The organism is Escherichia sp. E3659, from assembly GCF_005781135.1.
Taxonomy (GTDB): domain Bacteria; phylum Pseudomonadota; class Gammaproteobacteria; order Enterobacterales; family Enterobacteriaceae; genus Escherichia.
In genome coordinates, this window is the sequence record NZ_VATQ01000014.1 from 38,803 (window position 1) to 59,190 (window position 20,388).

General features: G+C 50.1%; 19 protein-coding genes. 12 read left to right on the top strand and 7 right to left on the bottom strand.

Annotated elements, in window-relative coordinates:
• Positions 1–50: 50 nt before the first annotated feature.
• Positions 51–359: a YaiY family protein gene (locus FEK47_RS11450; protein WP_130215394.1), complete on the bottom strand. Its 309-nt coding sequence runs from the start codon at positions 357–359 to the stop codon at positions 51–53.
• 259 nt (positions 360–618) lie between these two features.
• On the opposite strand from FEK47_RS11450, the gene FEK47_RS11455 reads away from it, so the two are divergent.
• On the top strand, positions 619–831 hold the full coding sequence (locus FEK47_RS11455; protein ID WP_130206179.1) for a DUF2754 domain-containing protein: 213 nt from the start codon (positions 619–621) through the stop codon (positions 829–831).
• Between the two features lie 205 nt (positions 832–1,036).
• Here the strand turns inward: FEK47_RS11455 and ddlA are convergent, their stop codons facing one another.
• Positions 1,037–2,131 carry a D-alanine--D-alanine ligase gene (gene ddlA, locus FEK47_RS11460; protein WP_135486597.1) on the bottom strand — a complete coding sequence of 365 codons (1,095 nt, stop codon included), beginning with the start codon at positions 2,129–2,131 and terminating at the stop codon, positions 1,037–1,039.
• 462 nt (positions 2,132–2,593) lie between these two features.
• Here ddlA and iraP point away from each other — a divergent pair, with 462 nt between their 5' ends.
• The 4 genes from iraP to adrA all read left to right on the top strand — a co-directional run bounded on the left by iraP (position 2,594) and on the right by adrA (position 6,025).
• Positions 2,594–2,854, top strand: a complete 261-nt coding sequence (gene iraP, locus FEK47_RS11465) for an anti-adapter protein IraP (protein ID WP_064527081.1) — start codon at positions 2,594–2,596, stop codon at positions 2,852–2,854.
• Positions 2,855–2,954: 100 nt separating this feature from the next.
• The gene (gene phoA / locus FEK47_RS11470) at positions 2,955–4,370 is read left to right on the top strand and encodes an alkaline phosphatase (protein WP_130215400.1); all 1,416 of its coding nucleotides are present in this window, start codon (positions 2,955–2,957) and stop codon (positions 4,368–4,370) included.
• Between the two features lie 118 nt (positions 4,371–4,488).
• Positions 4,489–4,809 carry a phosphate starvation-inducible protein PsiF gene (gene psiF, locus FEK47_RS11475; protein WP_130206185.1) on the top strand — a complete coding sequence of 107 codons (321 nt, stop codon included), beginning with the start codon at positions 4,489–4,491 and terminating at the stop codon, positions 4,807–4,809.
• A 100-nt stretch (positions 4,810–4,909) separates the two neighbouring features.
• The gene (adrA, locus tag FEK47_RS11480; protein WP_135409582.1) at positions 4,910–6,025 is read left to right on the top strand and encodes a diguanylate cyclase AdrA; all 1,116 of its coding nucleotides are present in this window, start codon (positions 4,910–4,912) and stop codon (positions 6,023–6,025) included.
• Between the two features lie 16 nt (positions 6,026–6,041).
• Here the strand turns inward: adrA and proC are convergent, their stop codons facing one another.
• On the bottom strand, positions 6,042–6,851 hold the full coding sequence (gene proC, locus FEK47_RS11485) for a pyrroline-5-carboxylate reductase (protein WP_130215404.1): 810 nt from the start codon (positions 6,849–6,851) through the stop codon (positions 6,042–6,044).
• A 119-nt stretch (positions 6,852–6,970) separates the two neighbouring features.
• Here proC and FEK47_RS11490 point away from each other — a divergent pair, with 119 nt between their 5' ends.
• The 6 genes from FEK47_RS11490 to FEK47_RS11515 all read left to right on the top strand — a co-directional run bounded on the left by FEK47_RS11490 (position 6,971) and on the right by FEK47_RS11515 (position 12,088).
• The gene (locus FEK47_RS11490) at positions 6,971–7,429 is read left to right on the top strand and encodes a YaiI/YqxD family protein (RefSeq protein ID WP_130223265.1); all 459 of its coding nucleotides are present in this window, start codon (positions 6,971–6,973) and stop codon (positions 7,427–7,429) included.
• Positions 7,430–7,611: 182 nt separating this feature from the next.
• On the top strand, positions 7,612–8,157 hold the full coding sequence (aroL, locus tag FEK47_RS11495) for a shikimate kinase AroL (protein WP_130223263.1): 546 nt from the start codon (positions 7,612–7,614) through the stop codon (positions 8,155–8,157).
• A gap of 28 nt (positions 8,158–8,185) precedes the next feature.
• On the top strand, positions 8,186–8,377 hold the full coding sequence (gene yaiA, locus FEK47_RS11500) for a protein YaiA (protein WP_130206195.1): 192 nt from the start codon (positions 8,186–8,188) through the stop codon (positions 8,375–8,377).
• Positions 8,378–8,630: 253 nt separating this feature from the next.
• Positions 8,631–9,308, top strand: coding sequence for an AroM family protein (locus tag FEK47_RS11505; RefSeq protein WP_130206197.1), 678 nt, complete (start codon positions 8,631–8,633; stop codon positions 9,306–9,308).
• Between the two features lie 71 nt (positions 9,309–9,379).
• Positions 9,380–9,664, top strand: a complete 285-nt coding sequence (ppnP, locus tag FEK47_RS11510) for a pyrimidine/purine nucleoside phosphorylase (RefSeq protein WP_064527100.1) — start codon at positions 9,380–9,382, stop codon at positions 9,662–9,664.
• A 144-nt stretch (positions 9,665–9,808) separates the two neighbouring features.
• On the top strand, positions 9,809–12,088 hold the full coding sequence (locus tag FEK47_RS11515; protein WP_135486596.1) for a DUF2773 domain-containing protein: 2,280 nt from the start codon (positions 9,809–9,811) through the stop codon (positions 12,086–12,088).
• Positions 12,089–12,232: 144 nt separating this feature from the next.
• Here FEK47_RS11515 and rdgC read toward each other — a convergent pair whose 3' ends face one another.
• Complete coding sequence (gene rdgC, locus FEK47_RS11520) at positions 12,233–13,144, bottom strand: recombination-associated protein RdgC (RefSeq protein ID WP_130206205.1); 912 nt, start codon at positions 13,142–13,144, stop codon at positions 12,233–12,235.
• A 124-nt stretch (positions 13,145–13,268) separates the two neighbouring features.
• Here rdgC and mak point away from each other — a divergent pair, with 124 nt between their 5' ends.
• The gene (gene mak, locus FEK47_RS11525) at positions 13,269–14,177 is read left to right on the top strand and encodes a fructokinase (protein WP_135486595.1); all 909 of its coding nucleotides are present in this window, start codon (positions 13,269–13,271) and stop codon (positions 14,175–14,177) included.
• 432 nt (positions 14,178–14,609) lie between these two features.
• On the opposite strand, the gene araJ is transcribed toward mak, so the two are convergent.
• The 3 genes from araJ to sbcD all read right to left on the bottom strand — a co-directional run bounded on the left by araJ (position 14,610) and on the right by sbcD (position 20,262).
• Entirely contained in the window at positions 14,610–15,794 is a 1,185-nt protein-coding gene (gene araJ / locus FEK47_RS11530) for an MFS transporter AraJ (protein WP_135486617.1), read from the bottom strand.
• Positions 15,795–15,919: 125 nt separating this feature from the next.
• On the bottom strand, positions 15,920–19,063 hold the full coding sequence (gene sbcC / locus FEK47_RS11535; RefSeq protein ID WP_135486594.1) for an exonuclease subunit SbcC: 3,144 nt from the start codon (positions 19,061–19,063) through the stop codon (positions 15,920–15,922).
• A complete protein-coding gene (sbcD, locus tag FEK47_RS11540) occupies positions 19,060–20,262 on the bottom strand; it encodes an exonuclease subunit SbcD (protein ID WP_105477770.1) in 1,203 nt (400 codons plus the stop codon). Before sbcD ends, sbcC begins: the two co-directional genes overlap by 4 nt.
• Positions 20,263–20,388 lie beyond the last annotated feature (126 nt).

A 20,388-nucleotide genomic window follows, 5' to 3' on the forward strand; every position in this document is an offset into this window, starting at 1 on the left:
AATAGGTAATCGTAGGCCAGATGTTTACGTCGCATCTGGCAAAATAAATCTTACTGGCGGCGATGTCGCCAGTGCAGCCACACCGCAACCACCGCAAAGATGAAGCAGCCAACCAAAAACGGGATCAGCCCGAAAATGGTGCCGACTCCCAGACCAATTTCTACCCGTGGGCGGCCTGTCTCCTGGACCTGCATTAAATGCTCATAGACACCTGGCGCATGCACCAACAAATTCAGCAATTGCGCTCCAGCCCAAAAGCAAAACAGCACAAACAATGCATAGGCAATGTTGCCAGGCGTTGAAGAGGCATCGCGATATTTTCCGCTAAACAGCGATTTTGACAGGGTGAAATCAGCCATAAAAACCTCCGGAAGTCATCTGCTTCTCTTCTGGTGTGATACCAGCGGCTTATGGCAAGTCTGACAGGTCATTGGGATTGTCAATATCAGAATCATGGTAAATTGATGTTGGGAATATTCCCGAAGCAAGAATCTTCGTCATGAGTCACAAAATTGCAACCTTAAGTTAAATTTCTTAACGGTTCTGGAAATGCTGTCTACACCACAGACGGATGTTGCAGAATATGCAAGGATGTTGTTTTTCGTTAACGGAGCTGCCATGAATCTGCCTGTAAAAATCCGCCGCGACTGGCATTACTATGCGTTCGCCATTGGCCTTATATTCATTCTTAATGGCGTGGTGGGGTTGCTGGGGTTTGAAGCTAAAGGTTGGCAGACCTATGCCGTCGGTCTGGTGACGTGGGTGATGAGTTTCTGGCTGGCGGGGCTGATTATTCGTCGTCGCGATGACGATACTGAAAACGCCCAATAACAGAAGATTGGGCGTTCTGGAGTGCTGGCAAAGTGCTCGTTGTTTATGCCGGATGCGGCGTGAAAGCCTTATCCTGCCTACAAAATCACGCAAAATCAGTATATTGCAATTATCTGGTAGGCCTGATAAGCGAAGCGCATCAGGCAATCTTACGTTTGCCATCAGCCTGAAATGCCCAACAAAAAAGTTATTGGGCATCCAAAAATTACATGGTGGTTTTCAATGCGTTATCCGCTGCGTGACGCTCCAGCGCCAGCTCAATCAAACGCGTGATCAGGTCGGTGTAGCCCAGACCACTGGCTTGCCACAGCTTCGGATACATACTGATGTTGGTAAAGCCTGGCAGCGTGTTGATCTCGTTGATCACCACTTCGTTTTCCGGCGTTAAAAAGACGTCTACACGCGCCATGCCAGCACATCCCAACGCCTGGTAAGCCTGAACGGCAATCGCCCGAATCTTATCGTTGATTTCCGGCGCAATGTCCGCCGGAACCACCACTTTCGCGCCATCTTCGTCAATGTACTTGGTGTCGTAGGCGTAGAAATCGCTGGTCAGTACGATCTCGCCACAGGTACTGGCTTGCGGATTGTCATTACCCAAAACCGCGCATTCGATCTCGCGACCTTTGATCCCTTGCTCAACGATCACTTTGTGATCGAACTCGAACGCCAGATCGACAGCAAGGGCATACTGCTCTTCGCTGGTCACTTTGCTGACGCCAACAGAGGAACCCTGATTAGCTGGTTTTACAAACAGCGGCAACCCAAGTTTAGACTTCACTTCGGCGAAGCTGATTTTGTGGCGATTGGTGCGCGTCAGGGTAATAAATGGCGCGATGTTCAATCCAGCGTCACGCAGCAGACGTTTGGTGACGTCTTTATCCATGCATGCAGCAGAAGCCAGAACATCCGAACCGACAAACGGTAGATTGGCGACCCGCAGCATTCCCTGCAAGGAACCATCTTCACCCAACGTACCGTGGACAATTGGGAAAATGACATCCACCGTCGGCAACGGCTGGCCGTTCTGCGCATCAATAAGTTGCTGTTCATGTTTACCCGGCACCTGCGCGAGACTGGTGGCCGAAGGGCGCAACGCAATATGGGCAGGATCGTCTGCGTTCAGCAAATAATTGCTGGCATCGCTGACGTGCCATTGCCCTTGTTTATCAATGCCCAGCAGCACAACGTCAAAGCGACTTTTATCAATGGCATCGACAATGTTTTTTGCCGATTGCAGAGACACTTCATGTTCTGCTGACTTTCCACCAAAAACGATTCCTACCCGCAGTTTTTCCATCTTAAAAACCTATCCCGTAGAACACAAAGAGCATACATTACCACGACAAAACGGGGGATTCGCGGCCTTCTGACAGTTTGTTGCAATCTTCTGCTGATAAACCGTGCAGCTTGCGGGGGAAGATTCATCGCTGACTAAATTATGTGCGCAAAATCACAAAAATGATGAACGGGAAACTAATTTATTCCTGGTGTGAATTGCTGGCCGGATGGTTATTATACTTAATAATAAGTTAACCAAGAGGATATATTCTATAACTTTTTATTATAAAAAACATTAATAATTAAATACCTATATTTTATGTGTGGAATTATTTAAAAATAGAGAAACGTTTCGCTGATAAATGTGAAAAAAATATTTGCTAAAACTATTTCCTCTGTCATAAAAATACTACATCAAGACTCTATGCAGTTGTGAAACATAATGTTAACTTCTCCATACTTTGGATAAGGAAATACAGATATGAAAAATCTCATTGCTGAGTTGTTATTTAAGCTTGCCCAAAAGGAAGAGGAATCGAAAGAATTGTGCGCGCAGGTCGAAGCACTAGAGATTATCGTTACTGCGATGCTTCGCAATATGGCGCAAAATGACCAACAGCGGTTGATTGATCAGGTTGAAGGGGCGCTATACTCGGTAAAGCCCGATGCCAGCATTCCTGATGACGATACGGAGCTGCTGCGCGATTACGTAAAGAAGTTATTGAGGCATCCTCGTCAGTAAAAAGTTAAGCCCTCCAACTGTTGTCATAATGCTGTCATGCCAGAGACTTATAGTCGCTTTGTTTTTATTTTTTAATGTATTTGTACATGGAGAAAATAAAGTGAAACAAAGCACTATTGCACTGGCTCTCTTGCCGTTACTGTTTACCCCTGTTACTAAAGCCCGGACCCCAGAGATGCCAATTCTGGAAAACCGGGCGGCACAGGGGGATATTACCGCGCCTGGCGGCGCTCGCCGATTAACGAGCGATCAGACAGCTGCCTTACGCGATTCTCTTAGCGATAAACCCGCGAAAAATATTATTTTATTGATTGGTGATGGGATGGGGGATTCGGAAATCACTGCCGCACGCAATTATGCTGAAGGCGCGGGCGGTTTTTTTAAAGGGATCGATGCCTTGCCGCTTACCGGACAATACACCCATTATGCGCTGGATAAAAAAACCGGAAAACCAGACTACGTGACCGACTCCGCAGCGTCAGCAACGGCCTGGTCAACTGGCGTCAAAACGTATAACGGCGCGCTGGGTGTCGATATTCATGAAAAAGATCATCCAACGATTCTGGAATTGGCAAAAGCCGCAGGGCTGGCGACCGGCAACGTTTCAACGGCTGAAATACAGGATGCCACTCCCGCTGCGCTAGTGGCACATGTGACCTCGCGCAAATGCTATGGTCCGAGCGTTACCAGCGAAAAATGCCCGAGTAACGCGCTGGAAAAAGGTGGAAAAGGATCGATTACTGAACAACTGCTTAACGCCCGTGCCGATGTTACGCTTGGCGGCGGCGCAAAAACCTTTGCTGAAACGGCAACCGCCGGTGAATGGCAGGGAAAAACGCTGCGTGAACAGGCACAGGCGCGTGGTTATCAGTTAGTCAGCGATACCGCATCGCTGAATGCGGTGACGGAAGCGAACCAGCAAAAACCCCTGCTTGGACTGTTTGCTGACGGCAATATGCCAGTGCGCTGGCAAGGACCGAAAGCAACGTACCACGGTAATATCGATAAGCCCGCAGTCACCTGTACCCCGAATCCGCAACGCAATGACAGTGTGCCTACGCTGGCGCAGATGACCGATAAAGCCATTGAACTACTGAGCAAAAATGAGAAAGGATTCTTCCTGCAAGTTGAAGGCGCGTCGATCGATAAACAGGATCACGCCGCGAATCCTTGTGGCCAAATTGGCGAGACGGTCGATCTCGATGAAGCCGTACAGCGGGCGCTGGAATTTGCTAAAAAGGATGGCAACACACTGGTGGTGGTCACCGCTGACCACGCCCACGCCAGCCAGATTGTCGCGCCAGATACCAAAGCACCGGGTCTGACTCAGGCGTTAAACACCAAAGATGGCGCAGTGATGGTGATGAGTTACGGGAATTCCGAAGAGGATTCACAAGAGCATACCGGTAGCCAGTTGCGTATTGCTGCATATGGTCCGCAGGCTGCGAATGTGGTTGGTTTGACCGATCAGACCGATCTCTTCTACACCATGAAAGCTGCACTGGGGCTGAAATAACACCGAACCCGGCGGCTAATTTTGGCTGTCGGGTGGTTTTTTTGCTGTTAGCAACCAGACTTAAAAGCAGATCAAGGGCGCAAACGCTCCTGGTTAAAATGTGAAGAGGGATGGTGCTATGAAAATAACATTACTGGTTACCCTGCTATTCGGCCTGGTTTTTTTAACCACTGTCGGCGCTGCCGAGAGAACGTTAACCCCACAACAACAGCGTATGACCTCCTGTAATCAACAGGCGACAGCGCAGGCGTTGAAAGGGGATGCCCGTAAGACATACATGAGTGATTGCCTGAAGAACAGCAAATCTGCGCCCGGTGAAAAGAGTTTGACACCGCAGCAGCAGAAGATGCGCGAATGTAATAGTCAGGCGACGCAGCAATCTCTGAAAGGTGATGATCGTAATAAGTTTATGAGTACCTGCCTCAAGAAAGCCGCGTAATACCTATAGTGCTAACGGGTGAGTTAAGAAAATGGCTCACCCGAAATATCATACTCCCGCCTTTCGCCCCATCTCTATAATTTGGGAAAATTGTTTCTGAATGTTCCCAAAAATAATGAATGATGAAAATTTTTTCAAAAAAGCGGCGGCACACGGGGAGATACCACCATTAGCTCCTCAAAACGAACATCAGCGATCCGGGCTGCGCTTCGCCCGTCGCGTCAGACTACCGCGGGCGGTAGGACTGGCTGGGATGTTCTTACCAATCGCCTCGACGTTGGTTTCGCACCCGCTGTCAGGCTGGTGGTGGCTGGTGTTGGTTGGCTGGGCGTTTGTCTGGCCGCATTTAGCCTGGCAGTTGGCGAGCAGGGCCGTTGATCCGCTTGGCCGGGAAATATACAACTTAAAAACTGATGCAGTGTTAGCCGGTATGTGGGTTGGCGTGATGGGCGTAAACGTGCTGCCTTCGATCGCAATGCTGATGATTATGTGCCTGAATTTGATGGGGGCAGGCGGCCCCCGTCTGTTTGTCGCCGGTTTGGTGTTGATGGTCGTTTCCTGCCTTGTCACACTCGAACTCACGGGGATCACGGTGTCGCTCAAGAGTGCGCCGCTGGAATGGTGGCTCTCCCTTCCCATTATCGTCATTTATCCTCTGCTGTTTGGCTGGGTCAGCTACCAGACAGCGACCAAACTGGCTGAACATAAACGACGATTGCAGGTCATGAGTACCCGCGACGGCATGACGGGCGTTTACAACCGGCGTCACTGGGAAATCATGCTACGTAATGAGTTTGATAACTGTCGCCGACACAATCGCGATGCGACGCTATTGATTATTGATATCGACCATTTTAAGAGTATCAACGATACATGGGGTCACGATGTGGGTGATGAAGCCATCGTTGCCCTTACCCGACAGTTACAAATTACCCTGCGTGGCAGCGATGTGATTGGTCGTTTTGGTGGTGATGAATTTGCGGTAATTATGTCAGGTACGCCAGCCGAAAACGCCATTACCGCCATGTTACGTGTGCATGAAGGATTAAATGCATTACGCCTGCCAAATACGCCGCAGGTGATATTACGGATAAGCGTCGGTATCGCGCCGCTGAATCCGCAAATGAGTCACTACCGTGAGTGGCTGAAATCGGCTGATATGGCGCTCTATAAAGCAAAGAAAGCCGGACGTAACCGCACCGAAGTGGCGGCCTGACGTCCGGTGAGAGTCATCAGGACTTGCTGAGTTTTTCTGATTTTTCCATACACTTCGTCATCGCTTCGATCACCGCGGCACGGAATCCTTTCTCTTCCAGAACGCGTACCGCTTCAATGGTTGTGCCTCCTGGTGAGCAGACCATATCTTTCAAGGCGCCCGGATGTTCGCCGGTTTCCAGCACCATTTTCGCGGAACCCATTACCGCCTGGGCGGCAAACTTGTAGGCTTGCGCGCGTGGCATCCCGCCCAGCACGGCGGCGTCGGCCATCGCTTCGATAAACATAAAGACATAGGCTGGCGAAGAACCGCTCACGCCAACCACTGGGTGGATCATCGGCTCAGCAATGACTTCCGCCTCGCCAAAGCAGCGGAAAATATTCAGCACATCGGCAGTATCTTCAGGAGTGACCAACGCGTTTGGCGTTACGGATGTCATCCCGGCGTTGACCAACGCGGGGGTATTCGGCATGGCGCGGATAATTTTCCGGTCGTGACCCAGCGCCCGGGCAAGTTGGTCGAGCGTAACGCCTGCGGCGATAGAAACCACCAGAGAGTCTTTATTCAGGCTGGAAGTGATTTCGCTAAGGACTTTAATCATGATGCCCGGTTTGACAGCAGCAAAGACGATATCGGTGATTTGCGCCACTTCCTGTGCCGATTCTGCGGCGTTGATACCAAACTGTTCATGTAAGGCGGCAACTTTATCCGGGGAGGGGGTATACACCCAGATTTGCCCTGGAAGGACCTGACCGCTGGCAATCAGACCGCCGAGAATGGCTTTTCCCATATTGCCGCAGCCAATAAAACCGATTTTCTTTTCCATTGCACACTCCTGCCGTGAATTCATTATTTTGAAAAGCGCCTGGTCAGAAGCATAAACAGAACTATGCCGGAAGGCAAAAGCGCGACACAATAGAAGATTACCCAACAGAGGATAGCCTTATGACAATATGGGTGGACGCCGATGCGTGTCCCAATGTAATTAAAGAGATTCTGTATCGCGCGGCAGAACGTATGCAGATGCCGCTGGTGTTGGTGGCAAATCAGAGTTTACGCGTGCCGCCATCGCGGTTTATTCGCACGCTGCGCGTCGCGGCAGGTTTTGACGTGGCCGATAATGAAATTGTACGTCAGTGTGAGGCGGGCGATTTGGTGATAACCGCAGATATTCCTTTGGCAGCTGAAGCCATCGAGAAAGGTGCGGCAGCACTTAATCCGCGTGGCGAACGGTACACACCTGCGACTATTCGTGAACGTCTGACGATGCGCGATTTTATGGATACCCTTAGAGCCAGCGGGATCCAGACCGGAGGGCCAGATAGTCTTTCGCAACGTGACCGCCAGGCATTTGCGGCTGAACTTGAAAAATGGTGGCTGGAAGTTCAGCGTAACCGTTCGTAAATGTAATTTATTATTTACACTTCTTTATCACTCATTTCTTGTTATAGTAAGGAATGTATTGAAGCTCACTCCTTAAGTGGAATTATTTCTTTACAATCGAAATTGTACTAGTTTGATGGTATGATCGTTATTCTTACGAAACCGGCTTTCGCCGCATTGCGACCTTTTGGGGAAAACCCACGATGACACAACCTCTTTTTCTGATCGGGCCTCGGGGCTGTGGTAAAACAACGGTCGGAATGGCCCTTGCCGATTCGCTCAACTGTCGGTTTGTTGATACCGACCAATGGTTGCAATCACAACTCAATATGACGGTAGCAGAGATCGTCGAAAGGGAAGAGTGGGCAGGATTTCGCGCCAGGGAGAGCGCAGCTCTGGAAGCAGTTACTGCACCATCCACCGTTATCGCGACGGGCGGCGGTATTATTCTGACGGAATTTAATCGCCACTACATGCGTAATAACGGGATTGTGGTTTACTTGTGCGCACCGGTGTCAGTGCTGGTAAATCGTCTGCAAGCAGCGCCAGAAGAGGATTTACGGCCAACACTTACAGGAAAACCGTTAAGTGAAGAAGTTCAGGAAGTGCTGGAAGAACGCGATGCATTATATCGTGAAGTTGCGCATATTATCGTCGATGCTAACAACGAACCCAGTCAGGTGATCTCTGAAATTCGAACCGCTTTGGCACAAACGGCAAACTGTCATTGTCCTGGCACCTATACTTAATGTTCATCCCGTGAAATAAGGAAGAACAATGCCAACGAAACCGCCTTATCCCCGAGAAGCCAGAATTGTTACGGTAGAAAAAGGCCAGCAAGGACAGACTGTGACCTGGTATCAGCTGCGAGCTGATCATCCCAAACCAGACTCTTTGATCAGCGAACATCCTACGGCCCAGGAGGCGATGGATGCTAAAAAACGCTATGAGGATCCTGATAAAGAGTGACCGCATCAGACTGCTCGGAAGGGACTCTGAGTGCTATTACAACGGACCTGCATCACACTTTTCACAATTCATGTTTTTCAAATAATTAGAATATTAAACAATAACAATCCATTACTGGAACTATTGGGAATCTTTACATTATGCCGTGCGCGTCTGCTGCTACGCTTTTTTGCATTTGTAGCATCGGCAAGCGCCCGCTGTGGTGCTTAGTATTTGCCCGGTAATTAACGACGAAAAAGAAAGGTGGAAGACAATGAGCGCGTCGTTGGCGATTCTGACCATCGGCATTGTACCAATGCATGAAGTTTTGCCGCTTCTGACGGAGTACATTGACGAAAACAATATTTCCCATCATAGCCTGCTGGGGAAATTAAGCCGCGAAGAGGTGATGGCGGAGTATGCGCCAGAAGCAGGCGAAGAAACTATTCTGACATTATTAAATGACAACCAGCTGGCCCACGTTTCACGCCGTAAAGTGGAGCGTGATCTACAAAGCGTGATTGAGGTACTCGATAATCAGGATTATGACGTTATTTTGCTAATGAGTACGGCCAACATTAGCAATATGACAGCGCGAAATACGATCTTCCTCGAGCCTTTGCGCATTCTCCCACCGCTGGTTTCCTCCATTGTTGAAGGTCACCAGGTCGGTGTTATTGTTCCAGTAGAAGAGCTTTTGGCCGTTCAGGCGCAAAAATGGCAAATTTTGCAGAGAACACCACTATTTTCGCTGGGAAATCCCATTCACGATTCTGAGCAGAAAATCGTTGATGCCGGGAAAGAATTGCTGGCGAATGGGGCGGATGTCATCATGCTGGATTGTTTAGGATTTAATCAGCGTCATCGCGATTTACTGCAAAAAAAGCTCGATGTACCTGTTTTGCTCTCTAACGTATTGATTGCAAGGCTGGCGGCGGAATTGCTGGTGTAATTTTACGTGACAGTTAGCACGTTTGGCCCCTATAGTGAAGAAGATGTTAAACCACCTGACAGGGCCAGTTTATGCTTCAAAGTAACGAATACTTTTCCGGAAAAGTGAAATCGATCGGCTTTACCAGCAGCGATACTGGCCGCGCCAGCGTCGGTGTGATGGTTGAAGGTGAATACACGTTCAGTACTGCGGAACCCGAAGAGATGACGGTGGTCAGCGGGGCGCTGAATGTTTTGCTGCCTGGCGCTACCGACTGGCGCGTGTATGAAGCTGGTGAAGTATTTAATGTTCCCGGCCACAGCGAGTTCCATCTGCAAGTTGCCGAACCGACCTCCTATCTGTGCCGCTATCTGTAATATCGCGCCTTCCCGTCTGAATGGGAGGGCATTTTTCTGAAATATTCCTTATTTCACGAATAATAAAATCTCCGTTGCTGCTAATTTTTCTATTTTCGATATATTCATAATCTATCAAGGTTGATATTAATATCAGTGAAGATTATGAATAAAATAAAAATATTGATCATCTGTATGGTTGTATTTATTGCCACCGAAAATGTTTACGCTGCTGAGTGGATCACTAGCGATGATCTTATTAAGTCAGATTTCCATATCATGACCGCAGAAGAACGTAATGGAGTGAAAGAGGAAACCGATGATAGTATGGAAGCCTCTTATATGCTTAAAAATAACATTCGTTGGTATTACCATAATGGAGATTTATCAATACCCAGCAATTTTAGTAATAAGCATACCCTGGTGGTCAAGGGGAATTTAACCATTAATGGTGATTATGATGATTATTCGGCAGGTGATGGTCAACTCATTGTGTTAGGCAATGTAATTGTCGACAACTTTATTAATCATGATTTCGCATACGTCAAAGGTGAGATGCAAGCGAAAGGTTTAGTCTATGCTGATTATAATGATCATAACTTTGAAGTAATGAAAGGTATTACGGCTCGCGGAATTATTGTTTCAGACAAGGCGACGCAATTTGAGGTTAATAACGCTGAGTTTTATATCAACGAAGATACCAGCAATGAAAATTATGACTGGGATGCTAATATTCGAAAAGCGTATTCGCTGTTTGAGCCCGATCTCTATGAGATTACTGAGATTGAAACCGACAATGTTTTAAATGCCTATCCTGATTATGACAGTGTAGCGGCCAGTATTGTCCAGGGATTGCCGTTGTTTCGCGATAAACCTGTATCGGGGTTAAGTGAAAAATTGCAGTGGATTGAACAGGGCAAGGTCGAAAAATTTGCGGCTGGCAACGTTAAGCATGAAGATCCGCTGGTGGCGCGTTTTCTGACTCGCATGGAGAGTTTACCAACCGATGTTATGCTGCAATTGCTACAGCATCCTGATGACCAGACACGAGAATATATGGCGCAGCGTTGGCCCGCCAGGCAAATGCATTTACTCACCGCGCCTTTTATTAAAGACCAGGCAGTGGCGAAAGGACTGATTAAAAACAGCGATATTTCACCAGAAGTGAATGAAAAATTAATGTCGACTCCTGTCGAGAGCGTCCAACTTGAGCAGGCCAGACAGGATAATCTTTCTCCGGAAATCATTGCCCTATTAAGTCAGAGTCCGTTTCCGATTGTGCGTAAGACGTTAGTCAGCCAGTACGATTACGCATGGCTGGCGCCTGCATCCGTGGTGGATGAACTGATAAATAGCGATGATGATGAACTACGCGAACGAATTGCTGGTGCCGATTTGACTACACGACAAGCTGTGGCGCTGAGTAACGATCAATCACTTAAGGTCCGTGAAGCCGTAGCTCATGCCCTTGCGGAACTCAAAGTTACGCGGCTTTCTGCAAACATGAGTATTCCCGATATTGAACGTATTGCAGATCAAATGTATCTCGATAATAAAGACCATAAAAATATCGTTATGGCATTATTTATTGCTTTACCTGAAGCGCGCCAACTGTCGCTGGCAAAAGAAGATATACAATATTTACGTGAAGGTGCGCGTTATCTGACGTCAACTGAAGTGATTAACTATCTCCTGACACATCATGATAACCCCGCTGTCTGGAATGAATTAGCACACGATAAACTGCTGCCGTTGGAATACAAGAAAAAATTGTGGCAGCGCACATTGCAATTAATGATGAGCAAACGACAAGAAGATCAGGAGCAGGCGTATGATATACAACTGGAACTGATTGATAATGGCATGGTAGATGAAGCAATGCTCAATGACGCCATCGATTTGCTGCCTGATTTACCGGCTGAATATCGTTACCGGATGCGCAATCAGTTATTTGATAAAAATGATTTACCATCAGAGATTATTACCCGTCTTGATAAGCAATATCGCTTTAATTCTGACTGGGCGCTGTCTGTTACAGACATGACAAATAGTAATCGTAGGCAGTGTGATAGAGGATTACGTCGCTGGAATGATGATGATAGCGTTATTTTAGTCGAGCTGGATAAGCTGACAGATAAGCCTGATGACGAGTTTTGGCTGGCATTACTGCAAAGTCGACATGAACAATTACGTAAAACGGCGTTGATTAATGCGCATACGCCGGCTTCCGCATTCACAGCATTGGTTACACCGCAGGATCGTCAGGGAGCGATTGCCAATCCGCAACTGCCTGCTGAGGTGAAAACGGCGTGGTTAAAAGAGGATCCGTCATTACTGTTATTTGCCGATCATCCGGATCCACAACAATTACGTGAATTAGTTAAAACCGGATCGACACGGCAAATTCGCAGTGAAGCGCGCAATAAGCTTGAGGAATTAAAATGAGGTCACGGCGTAAAACACACAATATTGCAGCGTTAAAAATCATTACCCGACGTAGCGAATGATTAGATTAATGCCTGGCATGGCTTCGTACGCCGGATAAGACGCACCGAGGCGTCGCATCCGGCATTGAAGGCAAACCAGCTATTAACGTTGCGCTTCGCCACCCAATCCTTCGATCAGGTTTTGAATTAACGCTGCCAGTTCGCCGGTCATCAGGATGAAATCGGCGTCAAAGCGCTGGGCAAAATCTTCGCGGTCGATGTCTTCGTTTTGATCGCGCAGTTCGTCGCAGAACTTCAGGCGCTTGAGCGAACCATCGTCGCACATCACAAACTGAACGCGCTGCTGCCAGTCGAGCGCCAGTTTAGTCACCACTTTTCCGGCTTCAATGTGATTGGTGATCTCTTCGCTGGTCAGATCCTGTTTCTTCGCGCGGATCACGCCGCCATCTTCCAGCAGCGATTTCAGCTCGGCTTCATCAAGCAGCTGGAAGCCCTGTGCCGCGCTACCGGAGCGTACCCATTCGGTCAGCGTCAGTTCAATCGGGTTTTCCATGCTCAATGGCACAACCGGCAACGACCCCAGGCTTTTACGCAGCAGTGCCAGCGTATCTTCCGCTTTTTTGGCACTGGCGCAGTCCACCATAATCAAACCGTTCACCGTGTCGATCCACATCATGGTCTGGCTGAAACGGCTGAAGGCGCGAGGCAGCAGAGAGTGCAACACTTCATCTTTCAGCGAATCTTTTTCGGTTTTCTTCAGTTTACGTGCTTGCTCAGCTTCCAGTTTGGCGATTTTCGCTTCCAGCGCCTGTTTAATGACCGGAGACGGGAGAATTTTTTCTTCTTTGCGCGCGCAGATAACAATTTGACCATTGGCAACGTGCGTTAACGCATCGCTGTGCGATCCCATCGGAGGAACCCAGCCCATCTTCGCCATATCCTGGCTGCCGCATGGGGTAAATGCCATCGAGGCTAGCTGTTTTTCCATCTCTTCTGCACGCAGCGAAATCTCGCGGCTAAGACGGTAAACCATTAAATTTTTGAACCACAGCATGATAATTTCCACGGCCTTGTCGTTAAATTTAGCGGGCATGATAACGAATTGTCGGCGGCCTTGCATTGCCAATCCGGTTGTCCGTCTCTACGCTATTGATATTGAAAAAAATAAGGAGAGTACCGTGCGTATAGGTATCGATTTAGGCGGCACCAAAACTGAAGTGATTGCACTGGGCGATGCAGGGGAGCAGTTGTACCGTCATCGTCTGCCCACGCCGCGTGATGATTACCGGCAGACCATAGAAACGATCGCCACGTTGGTAGAGATGGCGGAGCAGGCGACAGGACAGCGTGGAACAGTAGGGATGGGGATCCCAGGCTCGATTTCACCCTATACCGGAGTGGTGAAAAATGCCAATTCAACCTGGCTTAACGGTCAGCCATTCGATAAAGACTTAAGCGCGCGGTTGCAGCGGGAAGTGCGGCTGGCAAATGACGCCAACTGTCTGGCGGTTTCGGAAGCGGTAGATGGCGCAGCAGCGGGAGCGCAGACGGTATTTGCTGTGATTATCGGCACGGGATGCGGCGCGGGCGTGGCGTTCAATGGTCGGGCGCATATCGGCGGCAATGGCACGGCAGGCGAGTGGGGACACAATCCGCTACCGTGGATGGACGAAGACGAACTGCGTTATCGCGAGGAAGTCCCTTGTTATTGCGGTAAACAAGGTTGTATTGAAACCTTTATTTCGGGCACGGGATTCGCGACGGATTATCGTCGTTTGAGCGGACATACGCTGAAAGGCAGTGAAATTATCAGCCTGGTTGAAGAAAGCGATCCGGTAGCGGAACTGGCATTGCGTCGCTACGAGCTGCGGCTGGCAAAATCGCTGGCACATGTCGTGAATATTCTCGACCCGGATGTGATTGTCCTGGGCGGAGGGATGAGCAATGTTGACCGTTTATATCAAACAGTTCCACCGCTGATTAAACAATTTGTCTTCGGTGGCGAATGTGAAACGCCGGTGCGTAAGGCGAAGCACGGTGATTCCAGCGGCGTACGCGGCGCTGCGTGGTTATGGCCACAAGAGTAAAAAACCCAGGCAATTGGTGCATCATGCCTGATGCGACGCTTGCCGCGTCTTATCAGGCCTACAAAATGAGCAGCCCGTAGGCCGGATAAGGCGTTCACGCCGCATCCGGCACCGTGCTCAGATGCCTGATGCGACGCTTGTCGCGTCTTATCAGGCCTACAAAATGAGCAGTCCGTAGGCCGGATAAGGCGTTCACGCCGCATCCGGCACCGTGCTCAGATGCCTGATGCGACGCTTGCCGCGTCTTATCAGGCCTACAAAATAAGCATCTCGTAAGCCAGATAAGGCGCTCGCGCCGCATCCGGCACCGTGCTCAGATGCCTGATGCGACGCTTGTCGCGTCTTATCAGGCCTACAAAATGAGCAGCCCGTAGGCCGGATAAGGCGTTCACGCCGCATCCGGCAACAAGTAATGTGCACCGTGACTGCAACCTATCCCAGTGGTTTCGCCAGCACCGGACTCTCCGCTACTTGCTGGCGCTTATAGCGACCATACAGCAGCAATGAGGACATCGCAGCAAACGAGAGCAGGGCAGCAGGCAACGCCACGTAATTATATGCCAGCTCCAGCGTCAGCATCATCCCGCCGCAATAAGCACCCACGGCGCTACCGAGGTTAAACGCTATTTGCCCACCCGCGGCACCTAATAACTCCCCACCTTTGGCATTTTGCAGTAACAATATTTGCAGCGGTGCTGAAAGAGCAAATAATCCCGCGCAACAAATAAAAGCAAAAATAAGCGACGTTGTTTTCATGCCGCCGAAGAAAAAGAGCATCAACAGTGCCAGCACAATAATAAAGTCAGTCACTGCCGCAATGCGTAGCGGCGAGTAACGTCCGGAAATCCGGCCACTTAGCATATTCCCCAGCACCATCCCCAGTCCGACCAGCATCATAATGAAGGTCATCGCCGTTTCCGAAAAACCGGAAATAAACATCATGTAAGGTTTAACGTAACTAAACCAGGCAAACACACCTGCGTTGCCAAACATCGTGGCGGCGAAAATTAACCACGGGGCCGGGCTGCGCAAAAAGTGAAATTGTTCGCGCAGCTTTCCTTTCGCCTCGTCGCGAATATCCGGCACCCAAAAATAGACCGATGCCATCACCGCAATATTAAAAACAGCGATCAACAAAAAGGTGTAGCGCCAGCTAAATTCCTGACTTAAATACGTCCCCAGCGGAATGCCCAGCAAATTGGCGACTGTCATCCCGGAAACCATCCCCGCCACGGCGGCGGTCACTTTGCCGGGTTGGATAATTTTCGATAACACGATCGCTCCGACGCCAAAAAATGCGCCATGCGGAAAGCCGGATACCAGGCGACCAATGGCGAGCATCAGGTAAGACGAAGAGAGCGTGAACATGGCGTTGCCAATGACGCACAACGTCACCAGAAACAACAAGATATGTTTGAGTGAGTAGCGGCTGGAAAAGAGTGCGATGATTGGCGCACCGACCACCACCCCCAGTGCATAATACGAGATCATATGCCCGGCGGCAGGAATCGAAATCCCCACATTATGCGCCAGCTCCGTGAGCACCCCCATAATGCCAAATTCAGCCATCCCCAGGCCAAATGTGCCGAGTGCCAAAGATAAAATAACTTTTTTCATACCACCATCACAACCAATAGAGCAGCTACGAATCACCGTAGCCAATAAAGTGATAGCTTGCAGGATAACGACCAGTCGGGCCAAGAGATAATTCGCCCCTCTGTATTCATTATCCTGCTGAATAGTTATTTCACTGCAAACGTACTTTCCAGTTTGCTGTAGCCCAGGCCGTTGATCTTTTTCACTTTGATCTGCACCGGAATACGCTCTTTCATCGCTTCTACGTGGCTAATCACACCGATGGTTTTGCCACTGGCGTTCAGGGCATCCAGCGCATCAAGGGCGGTATCCAGCGTTTCGCTATCCAGCGTGCCAAAACCTTCATCGAGGAACAGCGAGTCAATACGCGTTTTATGGCTGACCAGATCTGAAAGCGCCAGTGCCAGCGCCAGACTGACGAGGAAACTTTCGCCGCCGGAAAGGGTACGGGTGTCGCGTACCGCATCTGCCTGCCAGGTATCAACAACCTCGACTTCCAGCGCCTCGCTGGCTTTGCGCTGTAACAGATAGCGCCCGTGCAACCGGGTAAGTTGCTGATTAGCGAGATGGACTAAATTATCCAGCGTCAGCCCCTGGGCAAACTTGCGGAATTTATCGCCCTCTTTGGAACCTATTAGCGAATTCAGATATCCCCAGTCCTCAACCTGCTGCGTCATTTGAGCAATTTGCTGCAGCAAGGTTTGTTGTTGCTGACGGTTATCTGCATCCTGCTTCAGCTGCTGGCGAATCTCACCTTGACTCGTGGTGTTTTCACGCAACTTTTGGTGAGTTTGCGCTAACTCTTGCTGAATCTGCTCCACCGTCACAGTGAGAGCCAACCCGTCAGGTCGGTGTTGCTGATGCTGTGCCAGCGTTTCTGCTGTCTGAGTGACCAGCGTTTGCGCCTGACGGCGCTGGTTTTCCAGATTCTGCTTGAGCTGTTCCAGTTGCGTTAGTGTTTGTTCATCCATTAGCGCCGCAAGGAACGCCTGCTGATTGTCAAAGACGCTGGCCTGTAGCGCGGTGTCAAACTGCGCCTGGGCTTTGTGCAGACTTTGCGCCGCCAGAACGTCCTGTTGCTGTAACGTCTGCTGCTGGCTGTGTAATGCGAGACATTGTTCATGTACCTGCCGCCAGTTTTCCAGTACCACAGTTTCTTCGCAGTGCGGGAGTTCATCACTTTGCGGCAACGTTTCCAGAATCGGCGTCAGCTGCTGAATACGGTTTTGCAGCGCGGTTAATTCGTTCTGGCGTTGCTGCCAGCTCTGCGCTTCTTGCTGACGTGTCGCCAACCAGCTCTCTTCTTCATCTTCCTGTGGCAATGTCAGTGCATAACCCGTCAATGTCGTTAAAAGTAGTTGCTGGCGTTGTTCAATTTGCTGTTGATACTGGATAATTTGCTGATTATGCGCGGCAATCTGCCCTTGTAATTCATGCCGTTGGCTGAGTAACCGCAGCTGGCGTTCGTGCTCATCTTGTGCATCCAGCCACGGTTGAATATCGTCCTGCGGCTGCAAGGTGATATTGAGGCTGGCCGTGACGGCTTGCCATTGTTGAGTAAGTGCTTGCTCATCTTGTCGGAGGCTTTGCGCTTCGTTTTCATCGCGCTGAAGCTGCTTCGTTAATGCATCCAGTTGCCCACGTAGCGCCGCACCTTCTTCACCGAGCTTTTTAACTTCGTTTTCCAGCGCCAGTAATCGAGACTGATTAACGCCAGGCTCCAGCGCCTGATACGCCTCGACCGCCGGGTGGCTGGTGGAACCACAAAGTGGGCAGGGCTGACCCGCCTGTAACTGTGCACGTTGAGCTTCCAGCGTTTTGATGCGCGCTTCCTGCTCGCAAATGGTTTTCACATCGGCAAGTTGTTGCGTTTTTTCTTTATAACGCTGGCGCATTTCGTTAAGTGCGGCGTTACGTTGCGTCTGTTCTTGCGTGACATTCTGGATAGCGACCTGTAATTGCGCCAGACGTTTTTGTTGGGGAACAATCTGCCCATGCAGCGCAACCAGGCGTTGACGCAGTGGGCGTTGCTCAGCATGTTGCGCCTGGGCGGTAGCAACTTCATCGGCGGTTAACGTCAACGTGATCGCCGCAAGCGCATTAAGTTTTTGCTCAGCATGGGTTAACTGTTGCTGCCATTGCCGCAGATGCCCACGATCGCTGGTCTGCTGGGAGAACTGCGCACGCCAACCCGCCAGTTCGTTGTTCCACTGACGGAAGCGGTCGTGTTCCTGTAACCAGGCATTCAGGCTTTGTTGCTGCTGCTGTAATTCTGCTGACTGCTTCGCCGCGTGGTGGCGAATGCTCGCGCGAAGCGCCATTGTGCTCTGTAAGCGAGTATTTACTTCTTCAATCTGCTGACGAGTATGCGTTAGCGCCGCGCTGTGTTCTGCGATGCGTTCCCAGTGCGGACGAAGATTTCGTGCCGGTTGCGCCAGGCTGAGCGCCGCCAGTTGCGGTTGCGCTTTTTCTTCTTCGGCTAACACTTGTTGCAGTGCCTGCTGACGGCGGCTGGCTTCTTGCTGCAATTCGTCCAGACGCGTTAACCAGTTTAGCGATTGTTGTTCTTGCTGCTGCGCAGTGAGTAACCGTTTCTCTTCGTCAGTGAGTACCTGCAAACTTTCTGTCAGCGATTGCAGCTGTTCTGGCGCTAATAACGCAACGCCGCTGGCCTGCGCTTGCAGCTTCTCCAGCTCTGTGCGGGCCGATTTATGCTGTTCAAAAACCATCGCAGAGATTTGCCCGTAGATTTCGGTGCCGGTTAACTCCTCGAGCAATTCCGCGCGTTCTTTCGGTTTGGCATTCAGGAAGGCAGCAAATTGCCCCTGCGAAAGCAGCATCGAACGGGTGAAGCGCCCGTAATCCAGTCCGGTTAACGTCGCCGTCAGTTCCAGCTTATCTTTCACTTTGTCGGCGAGAATTTTGCCGTCTGCGCAGCGCGCCAGCTCTACGCGTGGCACTTGCAAATTACCGTCCGGCTGGTTACGCGCCCGATTCTGGCTCCAGAACGCGCGATACGCTTCACCTTTCACTTCAAATTCCACTTCCGCCAGACATTCGGCGGTATCGCGGGTCATGAGATCATTTTGTGATTGCGAAACGTTAGAGAGGCGCGGGGTTTCGTGATACAGCGCCAGACAAATGGCGTCCAGCAGGGTGGTTTTCCCCGCACCTGTTGGGCCGGTAATTGCAAACAGCCCGTTGCTGACGAACGGCTCGCGGGTGAAATCAATCTTCCATTCGCCTTTTAATGAGTTCAGGTTTTTCAGGCGCAGGCTGAGAATTTTCATGCTTCGTGTTCTCCGGCGAGGCTATGCAACGTGGTGGTGAAAAGATGCTGCAGACGTTGCTGCTGCGATTCATCCAGTTCTTCCAGTGCCAGACGGCGATTGAACACCTCTTCGACGCTGAGTTCGCTGAGGGTTTCACGCTGTTGGCTGGCTAACACACGCTCGCGCTGTTCACGACTCCGGCGCACCAGCAATACTTCGACAGGCAATGATTCGGTTAATGCCTGGATTTTGCGCTGAATATCATGCAGATACTCATCGGTAGTGATTTCGATATCCAGCCAGACAGGTGGCTCCTGTGATACATCGCGCCACTGTTCCAGCTGTTCGGTAATCGACGCCAGATCGCCTTTCAGCACCGCCATGGGTTGCGTTACCGGTACGTTCAGGTTTTCCACGCTCTCTAATTTGCCGTTTGAAAATGTCACCAGATGGACATATTTACTCTTACCGCATTCATCAAAACTCAGTGGAATGGGGGAACCGCAATAGCGAACATGTTCCATGCCGCCAATGATCTGCGCGCGGTGAATATGCCCGAGCGCGATGTAGTCGGCTGGCGGAAAGTTTTGTGCCGGAAACGCGTCCAGCGTGCCAATATAAATGTCACGCACGGCGTCACTTTTACTGGCACCCACGGTCGTTAAATGTCCCGTGGCGATGATGGGCAGAGGCTGATCGCCGCGCAGTTTGCAGGCATCGGCATAGTGTTGTTGATAATAATCAGTAATCGCTGCCAGCAAATGCTGCTGTTTTTCAATACCGTTAAGCCCCGCCTGGCTGGTAATAATGTCACGCGGGCGTAAAAACGGAATGGGGCACAGCACTGCGCCTGGCGTCCCGTCGCGACGAGGCAATATTTGCGGCGCATGTCCGGCGCTGGCGACCACGGTAGTATTAAGGAACGCCATGATATCGCGCGATTCATTCAGCGTGGCGACCGAATCATGGTTTCCCGCCAGTACCACCAGATGACAGCCCGTTTGCTGTAAATTGACAACAAAACGGTTATATAAAGTACGGGCGTAACTGGGCGGCGAACCGGTATCGAAAACATCACCGGCAACAATAATCGCATCCACCTGATGGGTTTGTGCTGTCTCCAGCAGCCAGTCAAGAAAAGCCTGATGCTCAGCTTCGCGGCTTTTACTGTAGAAGTTCTGGCCGAGATGCCAGTCTGAAGTGTGAAGGATGCGCATAACGATTCTCTGGCGAAAAAGCATGGGCGCGATTATACCCAAACAGGTGCGCTATTTGCTTTTTTCTGCACCACAGAAATCAATAACCTGAAAGGATGTGCGGCGTGCTTTTCATAAATCTGTCAT

Bases quoted from the DNA above. Each gene is read 5' to 3' on its own strand.
- FEK47_RS11450 (WP_130215394.1), bottom strand. From the start codon at position 359: ATGGCTGATTTCACCCTGTCAAAATCGCTGTTTAGCGGAAAATATCGC.
- FEK47_RS11455 (WP_130206179.1), top strand. From the start codon at position 619: ATGAATCTGCCTGTAAAAATCCGCCGCGACTGGCATTACTATGCGTTC.
- ddlA (WP_135486597.1), bottom strand. From the start codon at position 2,131: ATGGAAAAACTGCGGGTAGGAATCGTTTTTGGTGGAAAGTCAGCAGAA.
- iraP (WP_064527081.1), top strand. From the start codon at position 2,594: ATGAAAAATCTCATTGCTGAGTTGTTATTTAAGCTTGCCCAAAAGGAA.
- psiF (WP_130206185.1), top strand. From the start codon at position 4,489: ATGAAAATAACATTACTGGTTACCCTGCTATTCGGCCTGGTTTTTTTA.
- adrA (WP_135409582.1), top strand. From the start codon at position 4,910: ATGTTCCCAAAAATAATGAATGATGAAAATTTTTTCAAAAAAGCGGCG.
- proC (WP_130215404.1), bottom strand. From the start codon at position 6,851: ATGGAAAAGAAAATCGGTTTTATTGGCTGCGGCAATATGGGAAAAGCC.
- FEK47_RS11490 (WP_130223265.1), top strand. From the start codon at position 6,971: ATGACAATATGGGTGGACGCCGATGCGTGTCCCAATGTAATTAAAGAG.
- aroL (WP_130223263.1), top strand. From the start codon at position 7,612: ATGACACAACCTCTTTTTCTGATCGGGCCTCGGGGCTGTGGTAAAACA.
- yaiA (WP_130206195.1), top strand. From the start codon at position 8,186: ATGCCAACGAAACCGCCTTATCCCCGAGAAGCCAGAATTGTTACGGTA.
- FEK47_RS11505 (WP_130206197.1), top strand. From the start codon at position 8,631: ATGAGCGCGTCGTTGGCGATTCTGACCATCGGCATTGTACCAATGCAT.
- ppnP (WP_064527100.1), top strand. From the start codon at position 9,380: ATGCTTCAAAGTAACGAATACTTTTCCGGAAAAGTGAAATCGATCGGC.
- FEK47_RS11515 (WP_135486596.1), top strand. From the start codon at position 9,809: ATGAATAAAATAAAAATATTGATCATCTGTATGGTTGTATTTATTGCC.
- rdgC (WP_130206205.1), bottom strand. From the start codon at position 13,144: ATGCTGTGGTTCAAAAATTTAATGGTTTACCGTCTTAGCCGCGAGATT.
- araJ (WP_135486617.1), bottom strand. From the start codon at position 15,794: ATGAAAAAAGTTATTTTATCTTTGGCACTCGGCACATTTGGCCTGGGG.
- sbcC (WP_135486594.1), bottom strand. From the start codon at position 19,063: ATGAAAATTCTCAGCCTGCGCCTGAAAAACCTGAACTCATTAAAAGGC.
- sbcD (WP_105477770.1), bottom strand. From the start codon at position 20,262: ATGCGCATCCTTCACACTTCAGACTGGCATCTCGGCCAGAACTTCTAC.